General features: G+C 45.3%; 19 protein-coding genes and 1 pseudogene. 9 read left to right on the forward strand and 11 right to left on the reverse strand.

Translation table 11 applies throughout. The features are described 5' to 3' along the window. From ptsN to mgtE, 4 genes are all read left to right on the forward strand, one after another. Entirely contained in the window at nucleotides 1-444 is a 444-nt protein-coding gene (ptsN, locus tag L5M38_RS16955; RefSeq protein ID WP_006083071.1) for a PTS IIA-like nitrogen regulatory protein PtsN, read from the forward strand. Next, nucleotides 441-1,295 carry an RNase adapter RapZ gene (gene rapZ / locus L5M38_RS16960; RefSeq protein ID WP_105251390.1) on the forward strand — a complete coding sequence of 285 codons (855 nt, stop codon included), beginning with the start codon at nucleotides 441-443 and terminating at the stop codon, nucleotides 1,293-1,295. Before ptsN ends, rapZ begins: the two co-directional genes overlap by 4 nt. After that, a complete protein-coding gene (locus tag L5M38_RS16965) occupies nucleotides 1,282-1,557 on the forward strand; it encodes an HPr family phosphocarrier protein (RefSeq protein ID WP_006083073.1) in 276 nt (91 codons plus the stop codon). The genes rapZ and L5M38_RS16965 overlap by 14 nt, the downstream gene beginning before the upstream one ends. A 250-nt stretch (nucleotides 1,558-1,807) precedes the next feature. Next, nucleotides 1,808-3,172: a magnesium transporter gene (gene mgtE, locus L5M38_RS16970; protein ID WP_113939980.1), complete on the forward strand. Its 1,365-nt coding sequence runs from the start codon at nucleotides 1,808-1,810 to the stop codon at nucleotides 3,170-3,172. A gap of 79 nt (nucleotides 3,173-3,251) precedes the next feature. Here the strand turns inward: mgtE and L5M38_RS16975 are convergent, their stop codons facing one another. Both L5M38_RS16975 and L5M38_RS16980 read right to left on the reverse strand, forming a co-directional pair. Continuing rightward, the gene (locus tag L5M38_RS16975) at nucleotides 3,252-4,088 is read right to left on the reverse strand and encodes a molybdate ABC transporter substrate-binding protein (protein WP_263179753.1); all 837 of its coding nucleotides are present in this window, start codon (nucleotides 4,086-4,088) and stop codon (nucleotides 3,252-3,254) included. A gap of 265 nt (nucleotides 4,089-4,353) precedes the next feature. Next, complete coding sequence (locus tag L5M38_RS16980; RefSeq protein ID WP_263179772.1) at nucleotides 4,354-5,043, reverse strand: OmpA family protein; 690 nt, start codon at nucleotides 5,041-5,043, stop codon at nucleotides 4,354-4,356. Between the two features lie 672 nt (nucleotides 5,044-5,715). Here L5M38_RS16980 and L5M38_RS16985 point away from each other — a divergent pair. Then, nucleotides 5,716-5,949: a transposase gene (locus L5M38_RS16985; RefSeq protein WP_106649408.1), complete on the forward strand. Its 234-nt coding sequence runs from the start codon at nucleotides 5,716-5,718 to the stop codon at nucleotides 5,947-5,949. 717 nt (nucleotides 5,950-6,666) lie between these two features. Here the strand turns inward: L5M38_RS16985 and L5M38_RS16990 are convergent. Together L5M38_RS16990 and L5M38_RS16995 are read right to left on the reverse strand one after the other, a co-directional pair. Continuing rightward, a complete protein-coding gene (locus tag L5M38_RS16990) occupies nucleotides 6,667-7,527 on the reverse strand; it encodes a PA4780 family RIO1-like protein kinase (protein ID WP_028759534.1) in 861 nt (286 codons plus the stop codon). Between the two features lie 335 nt (nucleotides 7,528-7,862). Next, nucleotides 7,863-8,177 (reverse strand): hypothetical protein, encoded by a 315-nt coding sequence (locus tag L5M38_RS16995; RefSeq protein WP_168825509.1) that lies wholly within the window; start codon nucleotides 8,175-8,177, stop codon nucleotides 7,863-7,865. A gap of 180 nt (nucleotides 8,178-8,357) precedes the next feature. Here L5M38_RS16995 and L5M38_RS17000 point away from each other — a divergent pair, with 180 nt between their 5' ends. Next, complete coding sequence (locus tag L5M38_RS17000) at nucleotides 8,358-8,906, forward strand: DUF2799 domain-containing protein (RefSeq protein WP_113939984.1); 549 nt, start codon at nucleotides 8,358-8,360, stop codon at nucleotides 8,904-8,906. A 55-nt stretch (nucleotides 8,907-8,961) separates the two neighbouring features. Here L5M38_RS17000 and L5M38_RS17005 read toward each other — a convergent pair whose 3' ends face one another. Then, on the reverse strand, nucleotides 8,962-9,720 hold the full coding sequence (locus L5M38_RS17005; protein WP_263169213.1) for a phosphatase PAP2 family protein: 759 nt from the start codon (nucleotides 9,718-9,720) through the stop codon (nucleotides 8,962-8,964). Between the two features lie 224 nt (nucleotides 9,721-9,944). On the opposite strand from L5M38_RS17005, the pseudogene L5M38_RS17010 reads away from it, so the two are divergent. Further along, nucleotides 9,945-11,885, forward strand: a pseudogene (locus L5M38_RS17010) (EAL domain-containing protein). Between the two features lie 667 nt (nucleotides 11,886-12,552). Here the strand turns inward: L5M38_RS17010 and L5M38_RS17015 are convergent. From L5M38_RS17015 to L5M38_RS17030, 4 genes are all read right to left on the reverse strand, one after another. Then, a complete protein-coding gene (locus tag L5M38_RS17015) occupies nucleotides 12,553-13,383 on the reverse strand; it encodes a hypothetical protein (RefSeq protein WP_263179755.1) in 831 nt (276 codons plus the stop codon). A 97-nt stretch (nucleotides 13,384-13,480) separates the two neighbouring features. After that, nucleotides 13,481-14,191 (reverse strand): LysE family translocator, encoded by a 711-nt coding sequence (locus L5M38_RS17020; protein WP_263179757.1) that lies wholly within the window; start codon nucleotides 14,189-14,191, stop codon nucleotides 13,481-13,483. A 137-nt stretch (nucleotides 14,192-14,328) separates the two neighbouring features. Then, on the reverse strand, nucleotides 14,329-15,171 hold the full coding sequence (locus L5M38_RS17025) for an AraC family transcriptional regulator (RefSeq protein ID WP_113939990.1): 843 nt from the start codon (nucleotides 15,169-15,171) through the stop codon (nucleotides 14,329-14,331). A 297-nt stretch (nucleotides 15,172-15,468) separates the two neighbouring features. Beyond that, on the reverse strand, nucleotides 15,469-17,526 hold the full coding sequence (locus L5M38_RS17030; protein ID WP_411569311.1) for a TonB-dependent receptor: 2,058 nt from the start codon (nucleotides 17,524-17,526) through the stop codon (nucleotides 15,469-15,471). A gap of 327 nt (nucleotides 17,527-17,853) precedes the next feature. Here L5M38_RS17030 and L5M38_RS17035 point away from each other — a divergent pair, with 327 nt between their 5' ends. Further along, on the forward strand, nucleotides 17,854-18,669 hold the full coding sequence (locus L5M38_RS17035; protein ID WP_263179761.1) for a transporter substrate-binding domain-containing protein: 816 nt from the start codon (nucleotides 17,854-17,856) through the stop codon (nucleotides 18,667-18,669). Between the two features lie 146 nt (nucleotides 18,670-18,815). Here the strand turns inward: L5M38_RS17035 and L5M38_RS17040 are convergent, their stop codons facing one another. Beyond that, nucleotides 18,816-19,778 (reverse strand): hypothetical protein, encoded by a 963-nt coding sequence (locus L5M38_RS17040; RefSeq protein WP_263179763.1) that lies wholly within the window; start codon nucleotides 19,776-19,778, stop codon nucleotides 18,816-18,818. Between the two features lies 1 nt (nucleotide 19,779). Continuing rightward, nucleotides 19,780-20,166 (reverse strand): PadR family transcriptional regulator, encoded by a 387-nt coding sequence (locus L5M38_RS17045; RefSeq protein ID WP_263179765.1) that lies wholly within the window; start codon nucleotides 20,164-20,166, stop codon nucleotides 19,780-19,782. A 411-nt stretch (nucleotides 20,167-20,577) separates the two neighbouring features. Between L5M38_RS17045 and L5M38_RS17050 the strand changes: the two genes are divergently transcribed. Next, complete coding sequence (locus L5M38_RS17050) at nucleotides 20,578-21,237, forward strand: excalibur calcium-binding domain-containing protein (protein ID WP_263179767.1); 660 nt, start codon at nucleotides 20,578-20,580, stop codon at nucleotides 21,235-21,237. Nucleotides 21,238-21,288 lie beyond the last annotated feature (51 nt).

A 21,288-nucleotide genomic window follows, 5' to 3' on the forward strand; every position in this document is an offset into this window, starting at 1 on the left:
ATGGAACTTTGTACCATACTGCGGCCGGAGTGCACTACCTGCGCCACTCCGGGCAGCAAGAAAAAGGTACTGGAACTCATCAGCGACTTAGTCGCTGCCCAGTACCCGACCCTCTCATCTCAAGAGATATTCGAAAGCCTAGTGGCGCGCGAAAAGATGGGGAGCACAGGTATAGGTAACGGCATCGCCATTCCACATGGTCGACTAGCCGATATAGATCAGCCCATTGCCATACTAATTAAGTGTGAAGAGCCGATAGCATTTGATGCTATCGATAAGCAACCTGTTGATATTTTATTTGCACTACTGGTGCCTGCAGACCAATGTCAGCAGCACTTAAGTACCTTGTCTTGCATGGCCGAAAAGCTGAGCGACAAGCAAATATTAAAGCAATTACGCAAGACGCATGATGAAACGGAACTCTATCAGGTAATCACTGGATGAAACTGGTCATAGTGTCGGGCCGCTCAGGCTCAGGCAAATCTGTCGCCCTTAGGGTACTCGAAGATCTCGGCTATTATTGTGTCGATAACCTTCCCTTGCCATTGATTGGCAGTTTGCTTGAGCAACTCAAAGGCAGTAACGATCTCGTCGCCATCAGTGTCGACGTGCGTAACATGCCTGAGCAGGATAAGGTCTTAGTGAAACAACTCGCTAGCCTACCTCCAGATACTGAGTTAACGAGCTTCTTCCTTAACTCCAGCGATAAAATTCTGCTCAAGCGTTACAGCGAAACCCGCCGTTTGCATCCTTTGTCGAAGAGCCGAGTCTCTTTGCAAGAAGCGATAAAGCTGGAGGGAAAACTGCTCGAGCCTATGTCAAAACTGGTCGATCACTACATAGATACGTCGAATCTGAATATCTATGATTTAAGCGACCAAGTCAGACAAATTCTCCTTGGTAGTGTCGATAAAGAACTCGTGATCAACTTCGAGTCCTTTGGCTTTAAGCACGGAATGCCCACCGAAGCCGACTTTATGTTCGATGTGCGCTTCCTGCCCAATCCCCACTGGGAGTTGGCGCTGCGGCCATTGACTGGCTTAGATGAACCCGTAGCTGAGTTCTTAAATCGCCAACCACTGGTCAATAAGTTCATCTGGCAAATCGAAAATTTACTGGAGACTTGGCTGCCGCACCTCGAGCGTAACAATCGCAGTTATTTAACTGTGGCGATTGGCTGCACAGGTGGACAGCACAGATCGGTTTACGTCGCAGAGCAATTGGCAAAACGCTTTAGTAACGGTAAACATAAAGTTTATGCCCGTCATCGAGAGCTCAATAATGCCAAAGCTTGAACGTCAGATAACCATCTGTAATAAGCTCGGTTTACATGCCCGTGCCGCCACTAAGTTGGTGGTACTGGCTTCCGAGTTTGATGCGACCATCACCTTAATCCAAGGCGATAAACAAGCATCGGCCGCCAGTGTACTTGGCTTACTGATGCTTGAAACTGGTATGGGTAAAACCATTAAGCTGATCGCCGAAGGCCCAGATGCAGAGCCGGCTCTCGATGCCATTTGTGCCTTAATCGACGCTAAGTTTGACGAAGCCTGTTAGTTTCACTTCACACTAAGCACTTCATCGTTAGTTTCACTTCATGTCTAGTTTAAAAAACTTGTCATTCACACATGGCAAGACATTTGTCGCTCGACGATACAAGCCACAGGCGATTACACTAGCGGTCATTGCGCTGGCCTTAACCTTACCTTAGCCGCCTTAATCTGTGTCATCGACTGACGCTTAGTCACCGCTAAATCCTAGCCCGACACCAAGATCTCAAACCAATTTGCCGCACCATGGAGGACAAATGCCCGTAGATAATGCAGAAAACGATCACACCGGACATAGTCTTGACCAGTTAAACCAAGCGCTTAGCAGCGGCATGTTCGTACACGTGCGCAATATGCTGCAAAAAATGGCCGCCTCAGATATCGCACTGATCTTAGAATCATCACCGCCAAGTGCCAGACAAGTACTGTGGCAGCTCATCGATCAGGAACAAATAGGCGACATACTCGATGAGTTGAGTGAAGAACTCAAAGACCCACTGATCCGCAGCATGAGCCCTGAGCGAGTCGCGAAAGCGACAGCAAGCATGGACACCGACGATCTCGCCTATATTCTGCGAAGTCTTCCCGACGCCGTTTACAAACAAGTGTTGCAATCGATGACGGAGCAAAATCGCCTGAGGGTAGAACAAGCTCTATCTTATCCAGATGAGACCGCCGGCAGCTTGATGAACACAGATACAGTCACCTTAAGACCCGATGTGAATATCGATGTGGTGCTGCGCTATCTTCGGCAAAGGGGCAACCTACCCGACACCACAGATACCTTATATGTGGTCGACAAACAGGACAAAGTCCTTGGCGGTGTTAGGCTGGCAGATCTACTGACTTGCGCGCCAAGCACCACAATTCGCAATATCATGGATCCCAATATTCAAAGTATTCCGGTGAGCATGTCCGACAGCGAAGTCGCGCAGAAATTCGAACGCAATGACTGGGTATCGGCACCTGTCGTCGACAGTGATGGTAAGCTGCTCGGGCGTATCACAATCGATGACGTAGTCGATGTTATCCGCGAAGATGCTGAACATTCCATGATGGGTATGGCGGGGATGGACGGAGATGAAGATACCTTTGGTCCTGTACTAAAAAGTACCCTACGTCGCTCGCTCTGGCTCACGATTAACTTATTCGCCGCCCTGCTCGCCTCGTCGGTCAGCAATATGTTTGAAGGCACTATTGAGCAATTTGCCACTATCGCCATCCTAATGACGATTGTCCCTAGCATGGGCGGTGTTGCCGGTAATCAGACCTTAGCGCTCGTGATCCGTGGTATTGCTTTAGGCCATATCGGCCAAAGCAACGCCCGCTGGCTTATCGGTAAAGAGCTATCTATTGGTTTTCTCAATGGCTTGATGTGGTCTATTTTAGTCTTTGTCGCCGTGTGGCTATGGAAGGATGATATGGCACTGGCGGGATTAATTGGTAGCGCCATGCTGATCAACATGACAGTAGCAGGGCTTGCAGGTGCGAGTATTCCATTGATTTTAAAAAGACTTAAAATCGATCCTGCCCTCGCTGGCGGTATGGTGCTCACCACAGTCACTGACGTGGTTGGCCTGTTCGCCTTCCTCGGGTTAGCGACGCTCTACTTGATGAACTAACGCTTTAACAGTTTGAGCTAATAACAAAAACGGCACCTCAAAGGTGCCGTTTTTTATCCCGCAGGAAAACTAAAGAAGGCTATTTTGCCGGAGGTTGGAAACCATAACTGCTCAAAATCGCTTGGCCTTTTGTCGATAGAATAAACTCAGCTAACGGCTTAGCGGCAGTATTAGCGCCTTGTAAAACCAGTAAACCATAGTCGGCACCCACGGCGAGCTCCTGCGGTAAGTCGATGATTTGTAAACTCGGCACTTCTTTTTTAGCCAGCACAGCATTAGTGCAATAGGTTAAAAAGATATCCGCTTGCTTGTTTTCCATCACCCAGCCATAGGGGTTGCGATCTTTAGGCGGTTTAACGCTCTCAGGGCCGCCCGCCAGTTGTAATGCCTTGGTCTCTAACGCAGCTTTCGCATTGGGTTTTACCGCTTCGGCCTTAGCAAAAACGGCCCAGGCATAATCACCCGCGGGGTCGGCTTTCGGGGTTGAGGTGCCGACTTTAATCTTAGGATCTAACAAGGTATCGAGTAACGTCGAACTCGTCACCTGAACTGTGTCTTGAGCAACAGCGCAGAGTTGATTACGGGCAAACATTTGCACCGCTTCGCCCTGACCCGAATCCACTAATGCCTGTGGATGTTTCATATTCGCCGAGGCAAAGATATCGACTTTCTCGCCCTCTTGAATGCGTTTTAACAATAAACCTGAGGGCGCATATTGCGCTACAACACTCATTTGCGACTGTGCTTGATAAGCAGTAATAATATCACTCATCGCAGCCTTTAGACTGCCTGCGGCGCGCAGTTCTATCGGCGCGGCTCCTGTGGTCACTTCGGCTTTCATCGGCACTCCTTGTACAGCCGTCACCATGATGACAGGACTTAAACTCAAGGCTACTAACACATTTTGGCTTATCATAGTCATATTCTCCTTTAGGCACTAAAAGTCATTCTTGTGACTTATTCCCATACAGAACGTGAAATCGATAAAGGGATCAAGCCGAACTCATCCCAAGGTAATTAGCAGTGATATGTTTGTGGTGCAGGTCACTCAAGGTGCGCTTCATAAAGGACAAATTGTCTAATTGAAGCACGGCAAGCTAATCACTCAATTAGCCCACCACTGAAAACAAAAAAGTCGCCCCTGGCGACTTTTTCAGCGAGAACTTTGTGCTTAGACCAGACTATTTACCCGTTGGTATTAGTATGATCTCAACGCGGCGGTTTTGTGCTCGGCCATTTGCATTGGCATTTGATGCAATAGGACTCGCTTCACCCATACCTTTTGATTTTACACGGGCAGAGGCAACGCCTTTACTCATCAAGTAATTACCAACTTCGCTAGCACGGACCTGTGACAGACGTAAATTGTAAGAGTCTGAGCCACTGCTGTCGGTATAACCTAATACGTTAAGCTGCGTTTTGCTGTATTCCTTGGCCACAACCGCCACTGAATTCAGCACGCGTTTAGCACCGTCACTTAACTCGGTTTGATCTACGCCGAAGGTCACTTCATTAGGCATATTCAAAATGATGTTATCGCCGTTACGGGTCACACTCACGCCCGTTGAGGCTAATTGTTGGCGTAATTTGGTTTCTTGCACATCCATATAATAACCAATACCACCACCGACTGCAGCGCCCGATGCAGCACCAATTAAAGCACCTTTACCGCGGTCGCTCTTGCTCGAAGATACCACTCCAATTGCGGCACCCGCGACGGCACCAATTAATGCGCCACTGGTCGCTTTAGCGGTTTGTTCTTCGTTTGAATAGGGATTGATTGTTGTACAACCCGATGCAACTAGCGCGGTTGTCATTACCACTATGGCTAACAGGGATGGTTTAGATTGCACTGCCTGAAAACACTTCATCATTTATAACCTCTTTATATGATTGATGACTGTGAATACCGCTCAAAAGGGCAAGAAATATCACGTCCATTAGGTAATACGAATGACCTAGGGATTGCCACAAAGCAGGCAGTATATAAGCAATTGCGCTGGAGACAATCCTTTATCCATCTTCAATTATGCTAATCCAGATTTTAGTCAGCAAAGATACAGATTTCGGGCTTCAATCATGGCTTGTACCGCCCAATTTCATATCAAGTCTATGGCACCGAAATAGTGCACCTTGCACCTTTATTGGCAGCACTAAAAAATAACGCCGTTTTAATCGAAGGTGCAATGCAATGATTTAAAAGGATAAAATAAAAATTAGAATATTGGCACGAATTTTACATACTACTAAGTGAGTAGACAGTCAGACGCGGTAAACATCGCCGAAAACTAGAGTCGACTTCAACAGGATTAATCCAAATTAAATGGACCTATCGAGACAGAAAATGGGCTCGAGTATTTAGGGTCATGAAGGAGGAAGTATGAAAACGGTCATGAACTTTATCGCACTATGTCGCCACGAATGGATTTGTCTGCGCCATCTAGGTTTGAGCCAGTGGGATTTAGAACAGCGTCACTATCATCAATAAAAGGCAACGCAAACGGTCATATTTTGGTTCGAAGGCAGTAAAAGAGGGAACGCTCATGGGAATCGCAGAAAATAGTCTCAAGCTACATGTTATCACCGAGGTTAAAGTACAAGGTCGCTTACTGTCGGATGTTGCACGTCAATACGGTTTATCTGCTAAGGCAGTCTACCAATGGGTGCGAGAAAGCGATCTGCAACCCCAGCAAAGAGAATGCGCATTAATGAGTGAGATTGCCCAGCTACAGAAAAAAATTAAACAGCTCAATCAAGAGCTACGCACGATAGGTTAGCCTGTACAACAAGCTAAACGTGCCCGAATAGACAAGGCCGGACGAGATTGCATATCGCCCTGCTGATAACGCTAACGATGTAAAAGATGTGCTAACAACAATAATAACAGCGCCCTTTTTAGTCCGGCCTTGTCGTCCAAATTGATGAACCCAGCGAAGATTGGGAAATAGTATTAACAGCAATAAACGGATAGGGACAATGCAAAAGTTTCGGCAAGACTAGGGAGGGAGTTATCTCCCCCAAGATCAAATATGTGAATTGTGCTCCCCCAAGTCATGAACATATTTCTCTCTCTGGCCTTGTCATTTTATTCACAGAATCAATGATGATCCAGCACTGCAATGAGTGTAGTGCGCCAAGGAAGGCCGTGATTGGTATTACATAGATTGACTGAAGAGTGACCAAGGTTTCGGCAAGGATTGAGGGAGTTGTCTTCCCCAAAGATTAAATATGTGAATTGTGCTCCCCCAAGTCATGAACATATTTCTCTCTCAACTCTTGTCCTTTTATCACACTGTTCGATGATTGCTAGCTTGTTTGTAGCAACAAGGATGGCCCCAGCTTCCATCGGGGATTAAGCCAAGGATTGGCTAACGCCAAAAATTAAATAACAACAATAAAATCAATAACAAAAATAATAATTTCACTTAATTTTTAGCATAAAAAAGACGCTACTTTGAGCGTCTTTTTTATGGGTGAAAAACAACGACTGACGATTAATAGTCTTCTTCGTTTGCCTCTTGGATCCGCTGCTTACGCTCTTGTGCCTCTTCGAAGGCTGCTTGGATTTCTTCCAAGACCGCACTAACATCGGCTTCAACCAGCACTTCGGTAAACTCACCCGTTAATGGCGTTTCAGGCTTCAATTCACCGGCTTCAAACAAGGCCCAAATTTCTTTGGCGTATTGTGTTTTTAGCAGCTCAGGAGCATACAAACCATAGTATTGAGTCATGTTATTCACATCACGCGCTAACATCCATTTAGCATGGTTATTTGCAGCGGCATCGACGGCCTGAGGTAAGTCGATAATCACTGGCCCTTCACTATCAACTAACACGTTAAACTCAGACAAGTCACCGTGCACTAACCCCGCACAGAGCATACGTTTAACATAGGTCATCACCAACGCATGATCCTTCAATGCTTTTTCTGCCGACATACTGACATCGTTTAATCTCGGCGCGACATTGCCCTCGGCATCCGTCACTAACTCCATCAGCAACACACCATCGAAACAGCCGTAAGGCGTTGGCACCCGCACACCTGCATTCGCTAAACGGTAAAGTGCTTCAACCTCGGCATTTTGCCAAGCTTCTTCCTGCTGATCGCGGCCAAATTTAGACCCTTTTTCCATCGCGCGCGCACGACGACTGTTACGGACTTTTCGGCCTTCTTGATATAACACAGCTTGCTTAAAACTGCGCTTGTCCGCTTCTTTATAGACTTTGGCACAGCGGATATCATCACCACTGCGTACAACGTACACAGTCGCTTCTTTACCGCTCATTAACTGGCTAATGACCTCATCGACCAGTCCTTCATCAACCAGGGGTTGGATTCGTTTCGGAGTTTTCATAGCGCCCTTATACCTTACTTAGGCATGATATGGAATACTGCGGGCAAATCTTCATACAAAAGCGGTCTCCAGCGGAAGTTTGATGAATATAGTTTAGGATTGTTAAACGAATTTTAAGTAAAAACTAATGCACTTGCGTGTTAAACACAATACCAGATTTACTCAGCGCTTTGGCAAAGAAAGAGACTGAAAATACCACTTTAACTAAAAGAATATTCTTTTATGCTCACCCAAATAAAACCAGACTCAAAACAACAAGCCATATTCCGCGGCGAATATACCAATTCAAGCCAGTTGAAATAATACCCAGAGCTAAATTGGTGCAGGAACTTAACTCAAACAAACAAGGCAATCACACTGCCCACAGTCGCCGCCGCTTTCAATATTTGGCCTGCACTGTAATAAGTGTCGTTTGAACTCTTAACGTCATCTACATCATCCGCACTAGGCTCAGATATTTTACTCCTTGCATTGCCATCAAAACTGACCTCAGCTTTAGGAGCCGCCAGCCCTAATGCACCATAGGTAAAGGATTTAAGTCCGCTTGGCTCGGCGGTATCAAGGGATTGATGAGCCGACTTAACTGCCGGTAATGAAGCTGAATACGCAGATGAAATAAGTGAAATCATAGCGAGCACCAAAGCAGACATTTAAAGTATTAACCACAAACTAACACAATATCAGCTGGTTATCATGCCTTCATCCGCTAAACTGTGATGGATTCAGCCCAACAAAACGCATCTATGACCGTATAAACGGCGGTATATATAGCTAGATCTCCCCCATAAGAGCCTTTATCCTAAACGCCACAACATATAGAGAACTTATCCATGCACTATCCCAGCATTTTCCTCGCACTTTCAGTCTTATCCCTGACTCAATGCAGCAGCTTATCTATTGAAGAATGCGCCAATAGTGATTGGTTTGCCCTTGGGCTTGCCGATGGCAACCGTGGGACAAGTTCTGGGCAATTAAATCAATATCAAAAAGATTGTCGTGAATTTAATCTCAGTGTCGATACCGCGCAGTGGAAACAAGGATACCAGCAAGGGTTAGCCAGTTACTGCGTGCCAGAAAATGGCTACCGCGTAGGCTTAGCGGGAGAAAGTTATTATGGGGTTTGCAGTAATAACCAGTTTGTTGAGCGCTATAACCAAGGCCATCAACAATACCTGACCAACAAACGTTTAACTGAGATTGCCGATCGCTTAAATACCATAGAGAGAGAAATAAGCAGTCTTGATGGCAAGATCAATAATCTCACCGACAAGGCTGACTTATTGAAACAGAAAAACAGCCTACTCAACGAAAAAAACCAACTGTTAGATGAAAGATCTCGCCTACGCAGACCTGATATGCGCTTCGAATTTAGATTTTAAGCCATAAAAAAACACTGAACCCAATAAGGACTCAGGGCTTTAGCTTCGCAGCTCGTTATTTTTGCGGTATTCCACTACTTATAACCTTGAACATTTGACCCAAAGCGACCAATTTAGACTTTCTAAACGCAGGCGAGCGCAGAAAAAACACATAGTAGAGTAGGCTAGCGGACGTCCATGCTATGGCTAAACTCCATAAATCATGACTCAAGAAGTGGGCGCCGCGTAACTCTTGGCCAATGCCAAATACTAGGCCTAAACTCAAACCAAAGATTAATCCAAACTTAGCTAAATGCGGGCGATACTCACGCAGCACGTAATACAAGGCAACCCAAGCAAACCCGCCGCTGGCATGACCACCCGGGAAACATTGACCAAACTCAGCACTTTTAGGTAAACGAGAAAACAAGGATGAATGTATCATATGGCCGCCAAACTCAATCACATCCCACGGGCAGGTCATGTGAGTAACGCTCTTGCCAATTCGGACCAGCAACACACTCGCCAATACGCTACTAAATAGGTAAATCAGGCCCTTGCGGTACGGTTTTACCCTGTCACTTCGAAAACTAAAGGCAATGCCGACTACGACACTCACCGCCAGCAAGATGACAAAGTTACGCCCAGTGACATGCAGTAAATCTTCGGTCAACCAATATCCTCTCAATGGCCAAGAGTCGATGCCCCCTTGCCAATGAAATAACAAAGTCGCGACTTTCATATCAGCGTGAGTCCATTCAAGCCCCACTATGATCACTGCAAACACTAAAAGCGGCGTAATTAAATGCCCCTTAGCAAAATCCATAAATGTCATCATAACTTTATCTTTCAGATAGTTATTCACTAATAAATCCAAAAACCAGAACATTTAGTGTTAGAGTACCGTTGAATTCTTACCTAACACTTAAGAGATCTAACAGCGCAGTATTTAAGATAGAACCGAGATTTTGCAGTAACTAAATTTACCGAAAAGACTCACATCATGAGTAAAAAGACTATAGTTTATGAATAGTATCGCGCCTCTAGGACTGAGCATTCATGCCATACAACCTCGCCATTAACCAGTCTCAAAAAGATCGTTTATTTGCCGACATTGCTATCGACACAGACAAAATCGTTGTTCCCCAAGAAATGGTTGATAACTGGCAACAAACCTTAGATTTGCTCTCTGAATTAGTCGACACTCCCGCCGCTTTGATCATGCGTGTCCATCAAACCGATATTGAGGTCTTTACCTCGAGCCGCACCCAAGGTAATCCCTATAAAAAACATGATAAAGACAGTTTAGGCCACGGGCTTTACTGCGAAACAGTGATCAAAGAAGGTAAGGAACTCCACATTCCTAACGCCCTAAAAGATAAAAACTGGGACAAAAATCCTGACATTAAACTCGGCATGATCGCATAATGTGGTTTACCTTTACGTTGGCCAGATAGCAGTGCCTTTGGCACTATCTGCATGCTCGATAGCCAAGAGCATAATTACCGCCAATCTTTTCGCAGCTTACTCGCTCGGTTTCAAAATGGTATCGAAGCTAACCTAGTCACCCTTTATCAACAGGCTAAGCTACAACTGCACAATCAGCAGCTAGAGCAAAAAGTACAACAGCGCACCCATGAACTCGCCGAACTTAGCGGTAAGCTCATTAAAGAAATCGAAAACCGCACCTCCACCGAAACCTCACTGGAATACCATAAAAGCTACGATCCGCTCACGGGATTACCCAACCGCATCAATTTGATTAATAGTCTGTCGATCATGCTCGAAAAAGTTAATCGCAAAGAAAAGATTTCAGTACTCTATCTTGGGCTGCGCAATTTCAAATCCATCAACGACAGTTATGGTTACCTGATTGGCGATAAAATTCTCACTATTCTCAGCCAACGTTTACAGCACTATACCGATGAAAACACCTTTATCGCCCGCATCGCTGGCGCCGAGTTTGTGATTATTCAAGCCCACAAACCTTCGAATAACGAAACCAATAAACTCATCAATAAAGTGCTTAACTGCTGTAACACGCCCTTTGGTGTGGCTGATTTTGTAATCACGATTCCCTCGAGCATGGGCATAGCACAAGCGCCTATGGATGGTATCGATGCCGCCATCCTGCTGCAAAAAGCCGGAGCTGCCATGACGATCAGCAAGGCTGATGGCTCAACTCACAGCTTCTTTAATCAAGATACGCAAGCCGCTTTAAACCTACGCTATCAACTGGAATCCCACTTGGTCGATGCGCTGAACAAGAACGAATTAAGTCTGCATTACCAACCCTTTATTAACTTAAAGACGAAGCAAGTGATTGGTGCCGAAGCCCTGCTGCGCTGGCATAATCCCATCCTTGGCAATGTCGCCCCAGACAGATTCATCGCCTTAGCTGAACGTAATGGCCAGATTATCGATATTGGCAATTTTGTATTGCATACCGCGCTGTCTCAGGCGGCAAAATGGTGTCGCGAGGTAGGCCAAGAGTTTAAAATCGCCATCAATATTTCCCCTTTGCAAATGCGCAATCCCCGCTTTAGCGAACACATAGCCGACTTACTCACCCTCTATCAATTGCCCCCCACCGCCTTAGAACTTGAAATTACCGAAGGCATGCTGATGCAGGATGAACACATTGCCCACAATGCCATCCAAAAACTACAAGAACTCGGTATCCGCATATCCCTAGATGATTTTGGCACAGGCTACTCATCCTTAAGTTATCTACAAAAATACTCTTTCGACACCTTAAAAATCGATCGCTGCTTTATTAGTAAACTCGAAGAAAACGAACAAAATAGAGAGTTAACAAAGGCAATTATTGCCATTGGTAAGAAACTGGACTTGGAAGTGATCGCCGAAGGCGTAGAAACCCTAGAACAAGATGCCTTTATTCGTCACGAAGAATGCGACTTAGGCCAAGGCTATCTCTACGGTAAACCCATTACCGCAACACAGTTTGAGCAGGCATTTATCCATAAAAAAGAGCATTAAGTTCATCCTTAATGCTCTTTTTTATTTCGCGAATTAAAACCGACTGAATAATGCTACGTGAATAGTCATTTCCACAGAATGTTATAACTCACATTTGGATAGAGATATGTGTTGAAGACTAATGTTTGGGACCAATAATTTTAGTTGTTAGCAGTTTTGCGTTTGCTGATATCCACTCATAGAGGTTTGCCATGTCATTCACTCATCAACACGCAACAAGTCCATCTGTAGTGGCATACGGATTTTGACCTCAATATTAGAAGCTATAAGAGTCATACTCACACTGTACAGATTAGAAATAAATTTTCACTTTAATTATAGTTAAAGTGCAATTTTCGAGTGTTTTAGCGCTTAGTCGACGTATTCTGCGCATTATCATGACAAACTTGTGCAGAACTCGATTAAGGCAGGCAATATGCATAAATAATCAAATACTTATCAGTCTTTAATGTTTCACTCTTAATCAGCAGAGAAAACGCGATAGCATGAGTGAACAGTAAGTAACTCGCTTTTGGACAGTAGCTTTTTAGCTAAACGAACAGCGAGAGGGTTAGTTAAGATTAGCATTGTTGCACCAGTGACTTTCTAAAACATGGATTACTAAAGCAGCGACTATCAACGGATAGTCGCTGCTTTAAATCTCACTCATAGGGATAGGGAAACGAGACTAGTCTGCTTTAATGACAGCTTGTGTCAGTATTTCTTGGTCATTCTTAAACACCACTAGCTCGCCTAGAGGACTATCGCTGCCGCCTAAGACGGTGACATAACAGTGATACTGGTATGGGCCGCTGCGAAATTGGTATGAATGATTCCCTCCACTGCCATCAAAAACGAGTTTGCCTTTATTCAGCACTAAATCTGGCTTTTCACTCAATGCCTTACTCTTTGCCCATGCGGCATAGCGGTATTGGCTGTTCCCCATATCATCGACACGAATGGTAAACTTGGCAGTCTCCCAAGATAACGCTGGGCTGACAAACTCACTCACACTCGGATGTAATGCCGTTTGTTGCTTAGCAATAAGCTCTGCTTTCAGTTTTGCCTCTACCGGTGTTTGATAGTTAATGGCGATGATCTTGCCATCAAAATCCAGCCACACAACACCGCTACCGAGCATAATGCCGCGCCAGCCCATCGTCTGCCAATCGGCTTCAATCTTAGAATGGGCGATCTGCTCAAGCAGCTTAGGATCAAAAACCTGATCGAAACGTGCGATCATTTCCTGCGTATTTTGAATCGCTGGGATCGGATATTCACGTTTAAGCGGGTAAGCCACACGCTTAGCAATCACCTCAAGATCATTGGCCTTGGCGGCGTCGATAAGCCCCTGCACCAGAGGGATGTATTCCTGTGGCATGGCTTCATCAGCGGCGTTTGCATTGATGCTTAAACCCATAACGCAGAATATTAACGCCGCAGAAAACGCGATATTCATCAGTTTAACTTGGCTGAAAACAGCTAATTTGCTTCCCTTGAGTCGTGAGGCGAATGGCATCTTTATCCCTTACTCCAAATGTCTCTGCTGAGACTAAAGGCCAAGAATACCATAAGTGCCTCAGACTAAAACCTAAGGTGATTTACACTGCGCCTGACTAAGCGGTTAATAATAGGTTTGAGTAAATCGCCAAGGCTACTGACATAAAGATGACACCAATAACCGCATCGATAACCGGTGTTAGTCGCTGCAATTTAAGTTGCACCTGCGCCTTTGACAACATTACCGCTAAAAAGCCAAACCATGCCAATGACAAAGACAACAACAAAATAGCAGAAGCGATTTTAGTGCTCGTTGTAACACTTGGGGTAATCAAGGCCGAAAACAGGGTTAAGAAAAACACTAATGCTTTCGGATTCAATAGATTAGTATAAAACCCAGTCAAAAAACCTTGCCTGCGCGACATAGCGCCACCTAAGCCACCAGCAACAGACGCCACACCTTCAACGTCACTAGCGCTAATGACAGCATCATTTGTCCCTACATGGACTCTGGCACTCATTTTACGTTTAGCGAGTATCGCAAGACCGGCACGCAGGGCACCAAACCCCATCCAAGCGAGGTAAGAAGCGCCCACAATTTGCACTAAGAGATACAGAGTGTGCGAACTCTTAATGAGTAGACTCACACCGGTCAGACTCAAAATCGTATGAGCTAAAATGGCTATTGAAATCCCCACAGCGGCGGCAACCGCAGTGCTTCTGGACTGCTGAGTCGCAATCTTCACCATAATGGCAAAATCGGGCCCGGGACTGATTAAAGCAACGGCATGGATTACAGCCAAGGTGAGTAATAAAGATAAATCCATAGATATGCGGCTCCGCAAAAAAGTTAATAACGATAACTGAGGCAGCCAGTATGGCAATTTGTCGCAGCGCTGAATTGTAATAAATTGCACTATTCAGTGTTTTTTAAAAACCAGCGGCGTCGAAAGACGGGGGGAAATTAGAGCATACGCCGCTGAAATTGCACTGGCGATAATAGGAATGCCTGCTTAAAAGCTTTGTTTAAATGACTTTGATCGAAAAATCCGAACTGCTGCGCCACATCCGCCACTAAAGCGCCATGACTTAAGGACTTTTTCGCCAACTCTAAACGCACCCGCTTGAGATAAGCATGGGGAGTCATCCCTGTTGCCTGTTTAAATTGCCGTAAAAACTGAAACTTACTTAAATTCACTTCATTGGCTAAGGTTTCAAGTTGAGTATTATGCCAAGGCTCATCGTGAATTCGCTGTTTCACTAAGCTCACCTGCAACTTAGATAACCCCTGCGGTTGATTCGGTTTAGATAGGCAAGATGAAATACCGCTCGGGTAACGCTCCAGCAGCAGATGAATAAAATTCAGTAAGTGGGACTCACCCGCAAGCGCACTGCATTGGCCTTGAATTAATAGCTCGTGTAGCTGAATAAAATATTGATAAAGCGTAGGGTCATCCACCATAGGCGCGCTGAAAAAGTGCTCCTTCAAACCCAGTTCTTGGCTGACTTCATTCATATATTCCACGGGGATCGACATCACTTTCACCCGATAACCGTCGGCATCGCGGCTCTGACCATCGTGGGTTTCGTCGGGATTTAAGGTCGATAAACTATGCTGACCAAGCTGATAACTGCTGCCCTTATTCACAAACTGCTGCGCACCTTGAGTGACTACGCCTAAGTGGTAATCCAGATGCACATGTTTATCAAAACTGAAATGCGTAAATTCCGCCTGACTCAGTTCTATGCCTGATAAGCTAGGATGACGCCAATAATTAATGTTTTCAATGGGTGTTGCAGTACTCATAACTCGCGGCGATTACCTATAGCATCAGCTGTAAAACAGGGGGGAAACTCAGATCGACTCGTCATCATTCTAGCCTCCATTGTCAGCGCGGGAATAGTAAATTATTGCAGCCACATAGTTTGAAGCAATTTGGGCTTAGATTAGTGCTTAAATTTGGGCTTAGATTAGTGCTTAAATTAGCGCTTAAATGAGTGCTGCAGAAAAAAGCGCCCAACTATCTGGACGCTTAATTGAGATACATTTTTGCTCGGCGACATACGTAATAACCTTCGATATCGCCTTAACAGATGAATATCACTAGAAATGATAACTCACGCTGACTCTCACCATTCGTGGCTCAACAGGATGATAATGCTGATCTTCAACCCCTTCGGCTGCTTCGCCGGGCAAACGAGAGGCATAAAAATAATCTATGTCGTGATCTTTACTATCAAACACATTGAGCAGCTCAAGCTTAGTGTCAAAGCGGCGGAACTCGTATCCTAATGCGAGGTTAACTAATGTGGTCACATCAGCCTTGTGGTCATTAAAGCTGTCGAGCACCCGCTCACCAAGGTGCCGCACGCGTACACTCGAATACAGGCCATCGCCGTCGGGTCGATAGGTGATGCCCGCACTGGCAACAAAGGGAACCGCGCCATCGATATACTTGCCCTCTTCAAATTCATTTTCAGTAAATCTGGCGTTAGTCCACGCTAATTCCATATCGATACTGATTGCCTCATTCAACCAATAATAAGCCGTTAATTCAGCACCATAACGTTCAGATGCACGACTCGGCTCAGTGTTACCGGCATCGCCCACAAATACTAATTCTGAATCTAGTTGCAGATACCAGATCGCAGCAGAGAAATTAATAAAGTCCCTGTCATAGTATTTCACCCCAAATTCGCCGCCATTTGAGCGCACGAGCAGATCGACTTTTTCGACCTCATCGCCACTCACGGGGTCAACCTTAATCGTCGCACCGCGGGCATCGTTCGAATGTAGCCCTTGGCCTGCATTAACATATAACTCAAGATTATCGCTCCACAAATAAGAAGCGCCGGCTTTGAGGCTGAACATACCATCGGACGCATCGCCACTGTTAAGCGGATTATCACTGTCGACCTGCACATCAAAATAATCGTAACGCAGCCCAAGATTAAAACGCCATTGATCAGCTGGCAGCCACTCAACTTTGCCAAAGATGCCACTCGACAACTCTTGCACTTCATCAAGCCTTACCGTATTCAGCCGTTGTCGCGCCTGAGTGTTATACAAACCCACTGCGCCAATATCGTCATAACGCACATCGCCGCCCACACTGTAATTCAGTTGAGTGCCACCAAGTGAAGTCTGCCAATCACGCTTAAGATCACCGCCCCAAATCGTGCGTTCATCGACTTGTTCAAACTCATCACCATTGATGGGATCGTTTAAGAAATAGGTAAAATTAGAGAATAAATTCATAGTCGAGCGAATGGCGTAGACATTTCCCTGCCAATCACCCGCATCGTAATTAGCTGAAACGCTATAACGGTTAGATTCACCGCCGACGTCTTTATCTAAAGATCCATAAAAATCAATTAATCCAGAATCCACCGCACGGGCGGGGATCTGATCCGCCGAATTCCAGTTGTTGTCGTAGGCCATCATAGTGACGCTCAAGTCACCCTCGCCGAGCCGAGTTAAATAACGCCCGACGAGACTGATCTTACTCACATCCTCATCAATATCCGTCCACGGGCCATCATAGGTTTGTGCCTCACCACCCCAAATAAAACGCCCCATGTCAGTGTTTAACTCCTGAGTCGCCACGAGTCGCTGGTAGCCATATTCACCCAACGTCACCCCAACTTGGTTATGGGGGAGTTGATCTGCCAGCAGTAATTGGGCTGCACCCGCGCCAGAAAAATCGGCCACCTCAGGATAATAAGCGCCTTTGGCATAATGGATCTCGCCTATAAGTTCAGGGATCAAAAAGTTAAGATCCGTATAACCCTGACCATGCCCATGGGTTCGCATATTCACAGGCATACCATCGACTCGAGTATTAAAGTCTGTGCCATGATCCAAATTAAAGCCGCGTAAGAAATACTGATTCGCTTTACCCGAACCACTGTGCTGAGTGACTATCATCCCAGGAACAAATTCGAGGATTTCGCCGGTTCGTAATAGGGGTCGACTCTCGATTTCTGCCGCGCCGACTATCCCCTCAGATGCCGAAGTACTATGGCCTAAGGTGTTAATTTGCCTGCCGCGCACCTCAAGGCGTTCGATATTGTCCGTTGCCGCCTCTGCCACTACGGCACTCGATAAACAACAAAGAGGTAATAACCACGTCATTGATAACCAAAGCTTTGATAACCGCATTCCTGATAATCCCAGTCCCGATTTCATCCTTTCTTTCCTACTACAGGTGATAGACGGCAGGGATTTAACGCCTTATTTACAAGCAAAAAACCGATCAAGCTCAAACTCTGATGAATAAAAAACCAGCAAAATACAGGCAAATATCATTTCTATGTGCCGTATCGCACATTTTTAAACCCAAAAGGACAAAATGTCCGCCAGCAGATCACATTTCAACCGTGTGTTAGTGCGAAATCATGGAAATAAAATAATCTTGCTTGAATAAAAATGAACCCATTTATCAGGCTAGCTATACTCTAAATAACTCAACACTTTTAGAGACACGCTATGCAACGATGGAGCAATATGTACATTTGGAGAGTGTGGGTAGGCCTTTTCTTTTGTGTCTCGGTTCATGCAACCAGCAAATCAACAGCAGAAACCACAGCGATGATTGCTGATAAACCTATCATTACGATGGCGTTTTATGAGGACCCCAAACATAACTTCTACTTTAAATGGGCTGAACTGATTTACGCCCAAGCCTTTGAACGCTTAGGATATGACTTCTCCTATCAAGTGGTTCCTGCAGCCCGCGCCAGTATGATGGCGGACTCAGGTAAAGTGGATGGCGAGCCGGGGCGTGTATCTCATTATGGCGAAAAGTTTACCAACCTCATTCGAATTGAAGAACCGGTTATCGATACCCATTTAATTGCCTTCGCGCACAATCCCGAAATCAAAATACCTGACTGGCAAGCACTGCAAAAGAGTCGATACAAGATCGAATACTATCGAGGCGTGTTCCTCGCAGAACAAAAGCTAAAGGGACTCATTCCTAAGGAGCGTCTGACTGAATCTTCATCCCCCGCGAGCTCCTTTCGTAAAATGCTCCGCGACCGAATCGATATCTATATTGATACGGAGGCAAGCTCATTGGATCTATTACAAACGCCTGAGTTTCAAGGCAGCAAAATAATCGCGATTGCCACCCTAGAAGAACTCACCAGCTATGGTTACTTAAATAAACGTCACGCGGCACTCGCCGTTAATCTTGCTCGGGAGCTAAAACAGATGAAGCAAGAAGGTATATTTGACACCTACAAACAACAGGCCCAAAAATCGCTTAATAATGAAATGAATCATGGCGATACCCCAGAATAAATCTGCATCGACGGTAAAAGTCGTGGCTTACTTTCTCCACAGAAGATGGCACTAATGTAAAAAGCCTGTTCAATCATACTGAACAGGCCATGTATTCGATGAAAAAGTGAATAAAACTCACCTACAAAACCTAGGCTAAACCTTACTTATTTGCTTGCGAGTTTACGCCAACGCAACCCATCGCGAATCACCTCATAGCCAGGGAACATAGCGGCAATCACTAGACTATAACTTAGCCAATGTTCTAACTGTAATAACGTAAATTCACCTTTTAATTCAGCTCCTTGGTTTTGTACTTGGCTTTGTAATAGTGGCGAACTAAAGGCCAGAAAGACTAAGAACAAGGCATAAGCAAGATTGATCCCCATATTCGCCAGTAACAATTCAGTAGTCCACACTCGGCGGCGTAGTTGCCAGAGACTATTGCCCATAGACAGCAAAATAATAAGGCTAAACCATTGCAACAATTGCTGAGCATTGGCGCTGAAAATCACAGTCCGCGCGGCTAATTGCTCGCTACTCATCCACACAGAACACCAGATCACAAGTAAGAGAAAAAGATATGTCGCCAGATCGGTAAACACATCGCTTAAACTAATATGCTGCCAACCGGGCCCAACCTTAGGCAAATTCTGCGGCTGCCATTTTTGGCAATTGCTGCCAGATAGCGGTTTCCCCTGAGCCGAGAAACTCCAAAAGGCCAACAGGATAGCGGTAAAGGCAAGACAGGCATCGCCGATAAAACCTTTGGCAATATGGTGGATAAATCCTAATAGATCCCCCTCTGCAGAGCCCAACCATTGAGTCGTGCCGCCCACAACCTGCAGCACAAACAAGACCCCAAGCACAGTGAAAAGTGTATGTTTAAAAAGCGGAATATCCTCAGAGGCAATAATAGGCACTGCCGGAACAAATTGCTGCGCGACCTTACAGGGATGACCCATTTGCTTTAATACTGCGACAATTTGCGCTTCAGTCAATTCGCCTTGTTCAGATAGGGCATCCAATTGGTCGCAGATATTGGCTTTTAATTCACGGCCTATTTCCTGACGTTTGTTCTCGGGCAATTCTCGCTGCACCGCGGCGATATAGCGATCGACTAATTCCATATCAAATCTCCTCTGCACTCTCGTCTGAGCTTTTCATATCAGAGCCATTAGTGTCAGCGCTTTGCTCCAGTAAAAAAGCCAAGGCGCCATTAAGTTGCTGCCATTCATCGGTCAGTTGACCGAGCAACTCAGCCCCCAATGACGACAATTGGTAATAACGACGCTCACGCCCTTCGGCCTGTCGCCACTCACTATCCAACAATCCTTGATCGGCTAGGCGGCGCACTAAGGGATACAAAGTCCCTTCGTCAATATCGATACCGCCTTCCTGCAACTGTTTGCGGAGCGAATAACCGTAGTGGGCTTGTTTTAATAATCCCAGTACCGCCAACACTAATACCCCACGGCGCAACTCGAGTCGCATTTTGACTAGCTGTGAACTTGTCATTGTCGAATTCCTATCCTTAACACTGTGTCACACACACTGTGCGCCACACAGCAAATACTATGTAGCACACAGTAAAATTGCAAGTTTTCATGCACATTTTTTGATCACTTTGTTTATTATTAATGCAATCTATTGTTTGTATTGAATTTACAAAAATGCCAACCGTTCCTGCTAAGTGCTCACATTTCCCCACCGCCATACACTCAATGCGAATGAGTCACACATAAGCAAATTCAAGATAAAAAATTGCAAAACTTCCTTTGCTTGAGTAACTTAGCATCCAACATTGAATAGCCGATTCGTCAACCTAAGTACGGTTTGCTCCTTAAAAAAGATAAATAGGCACGACTCAAGTAAGTATTGATATTCAATAACTAAAAATATTAAGCGGTTAAATTAAGGACATAGAAAATGCTCATGGATAGAGGCGTGCTGGTACGCTGGAACGATGAAAAGGGATTTGGCTTTATTCAGCCTGAAAAAAACGCAGCCCAAGATGTGTTTATTCACATTTCGGTGCTGAAAAAGATGGCGAGAAAACCCATAGTGGGCGACAGCATTCTGTTTCAAACGGAAGTGCAAAATGACGGCAAAAGAAAAGCGGTTATCGCCTCGATTGAAGGCGTCGCTGTGGTAGCGGCAAGCTCTTCGCCACGCACCAATTCCCACACTCATGTCCAATCACGTAATGAAAACTTCAACTTCAATAATAAAGACAAAGCGCATTACCATAACTCACGAAAATCCTCTTTTAATACGATAATCCCGCTGCTAATAATCGTGGCCATAGTTATCTTTGGCTTTAAACAATACCAAGAATTCAATGAAGCTCCTGCAATCGATGAAGTACCTGTCCTCACGAATGAAGACATTCAGCCAATGCCCATGTATGAAACTAAAGCGCGAACACAAGCAACGGCAACACCAAGTTTCCAATGTGAAGCGGGTAAAACCCATTGCAGCCACATGAGTTCCTGTGCTGAGGCGACTTTCTACATCCAACATTGCCCCAATACTCAAATGGATGGTGACGATGATGGAATTCCCTGCGAGCGCCAGTGGTGCAGTTAGCGATGCGACATATGTAAAGTCACGCGTATAACCTTAAGCCTGAGCAGGTAG

The sequence above is a fragment of the Shewanella sp. SM101 genome (assembly GCF_025654465.1).
In the GTDB taxonomy this organism is placed as follows: domain Bacteria; phylum Pseudomonadota; class Gammaproteobacteria; order Enterobacterales; family Shewanellaceae; genus Shewanella; species Shewanella oncorhynchi.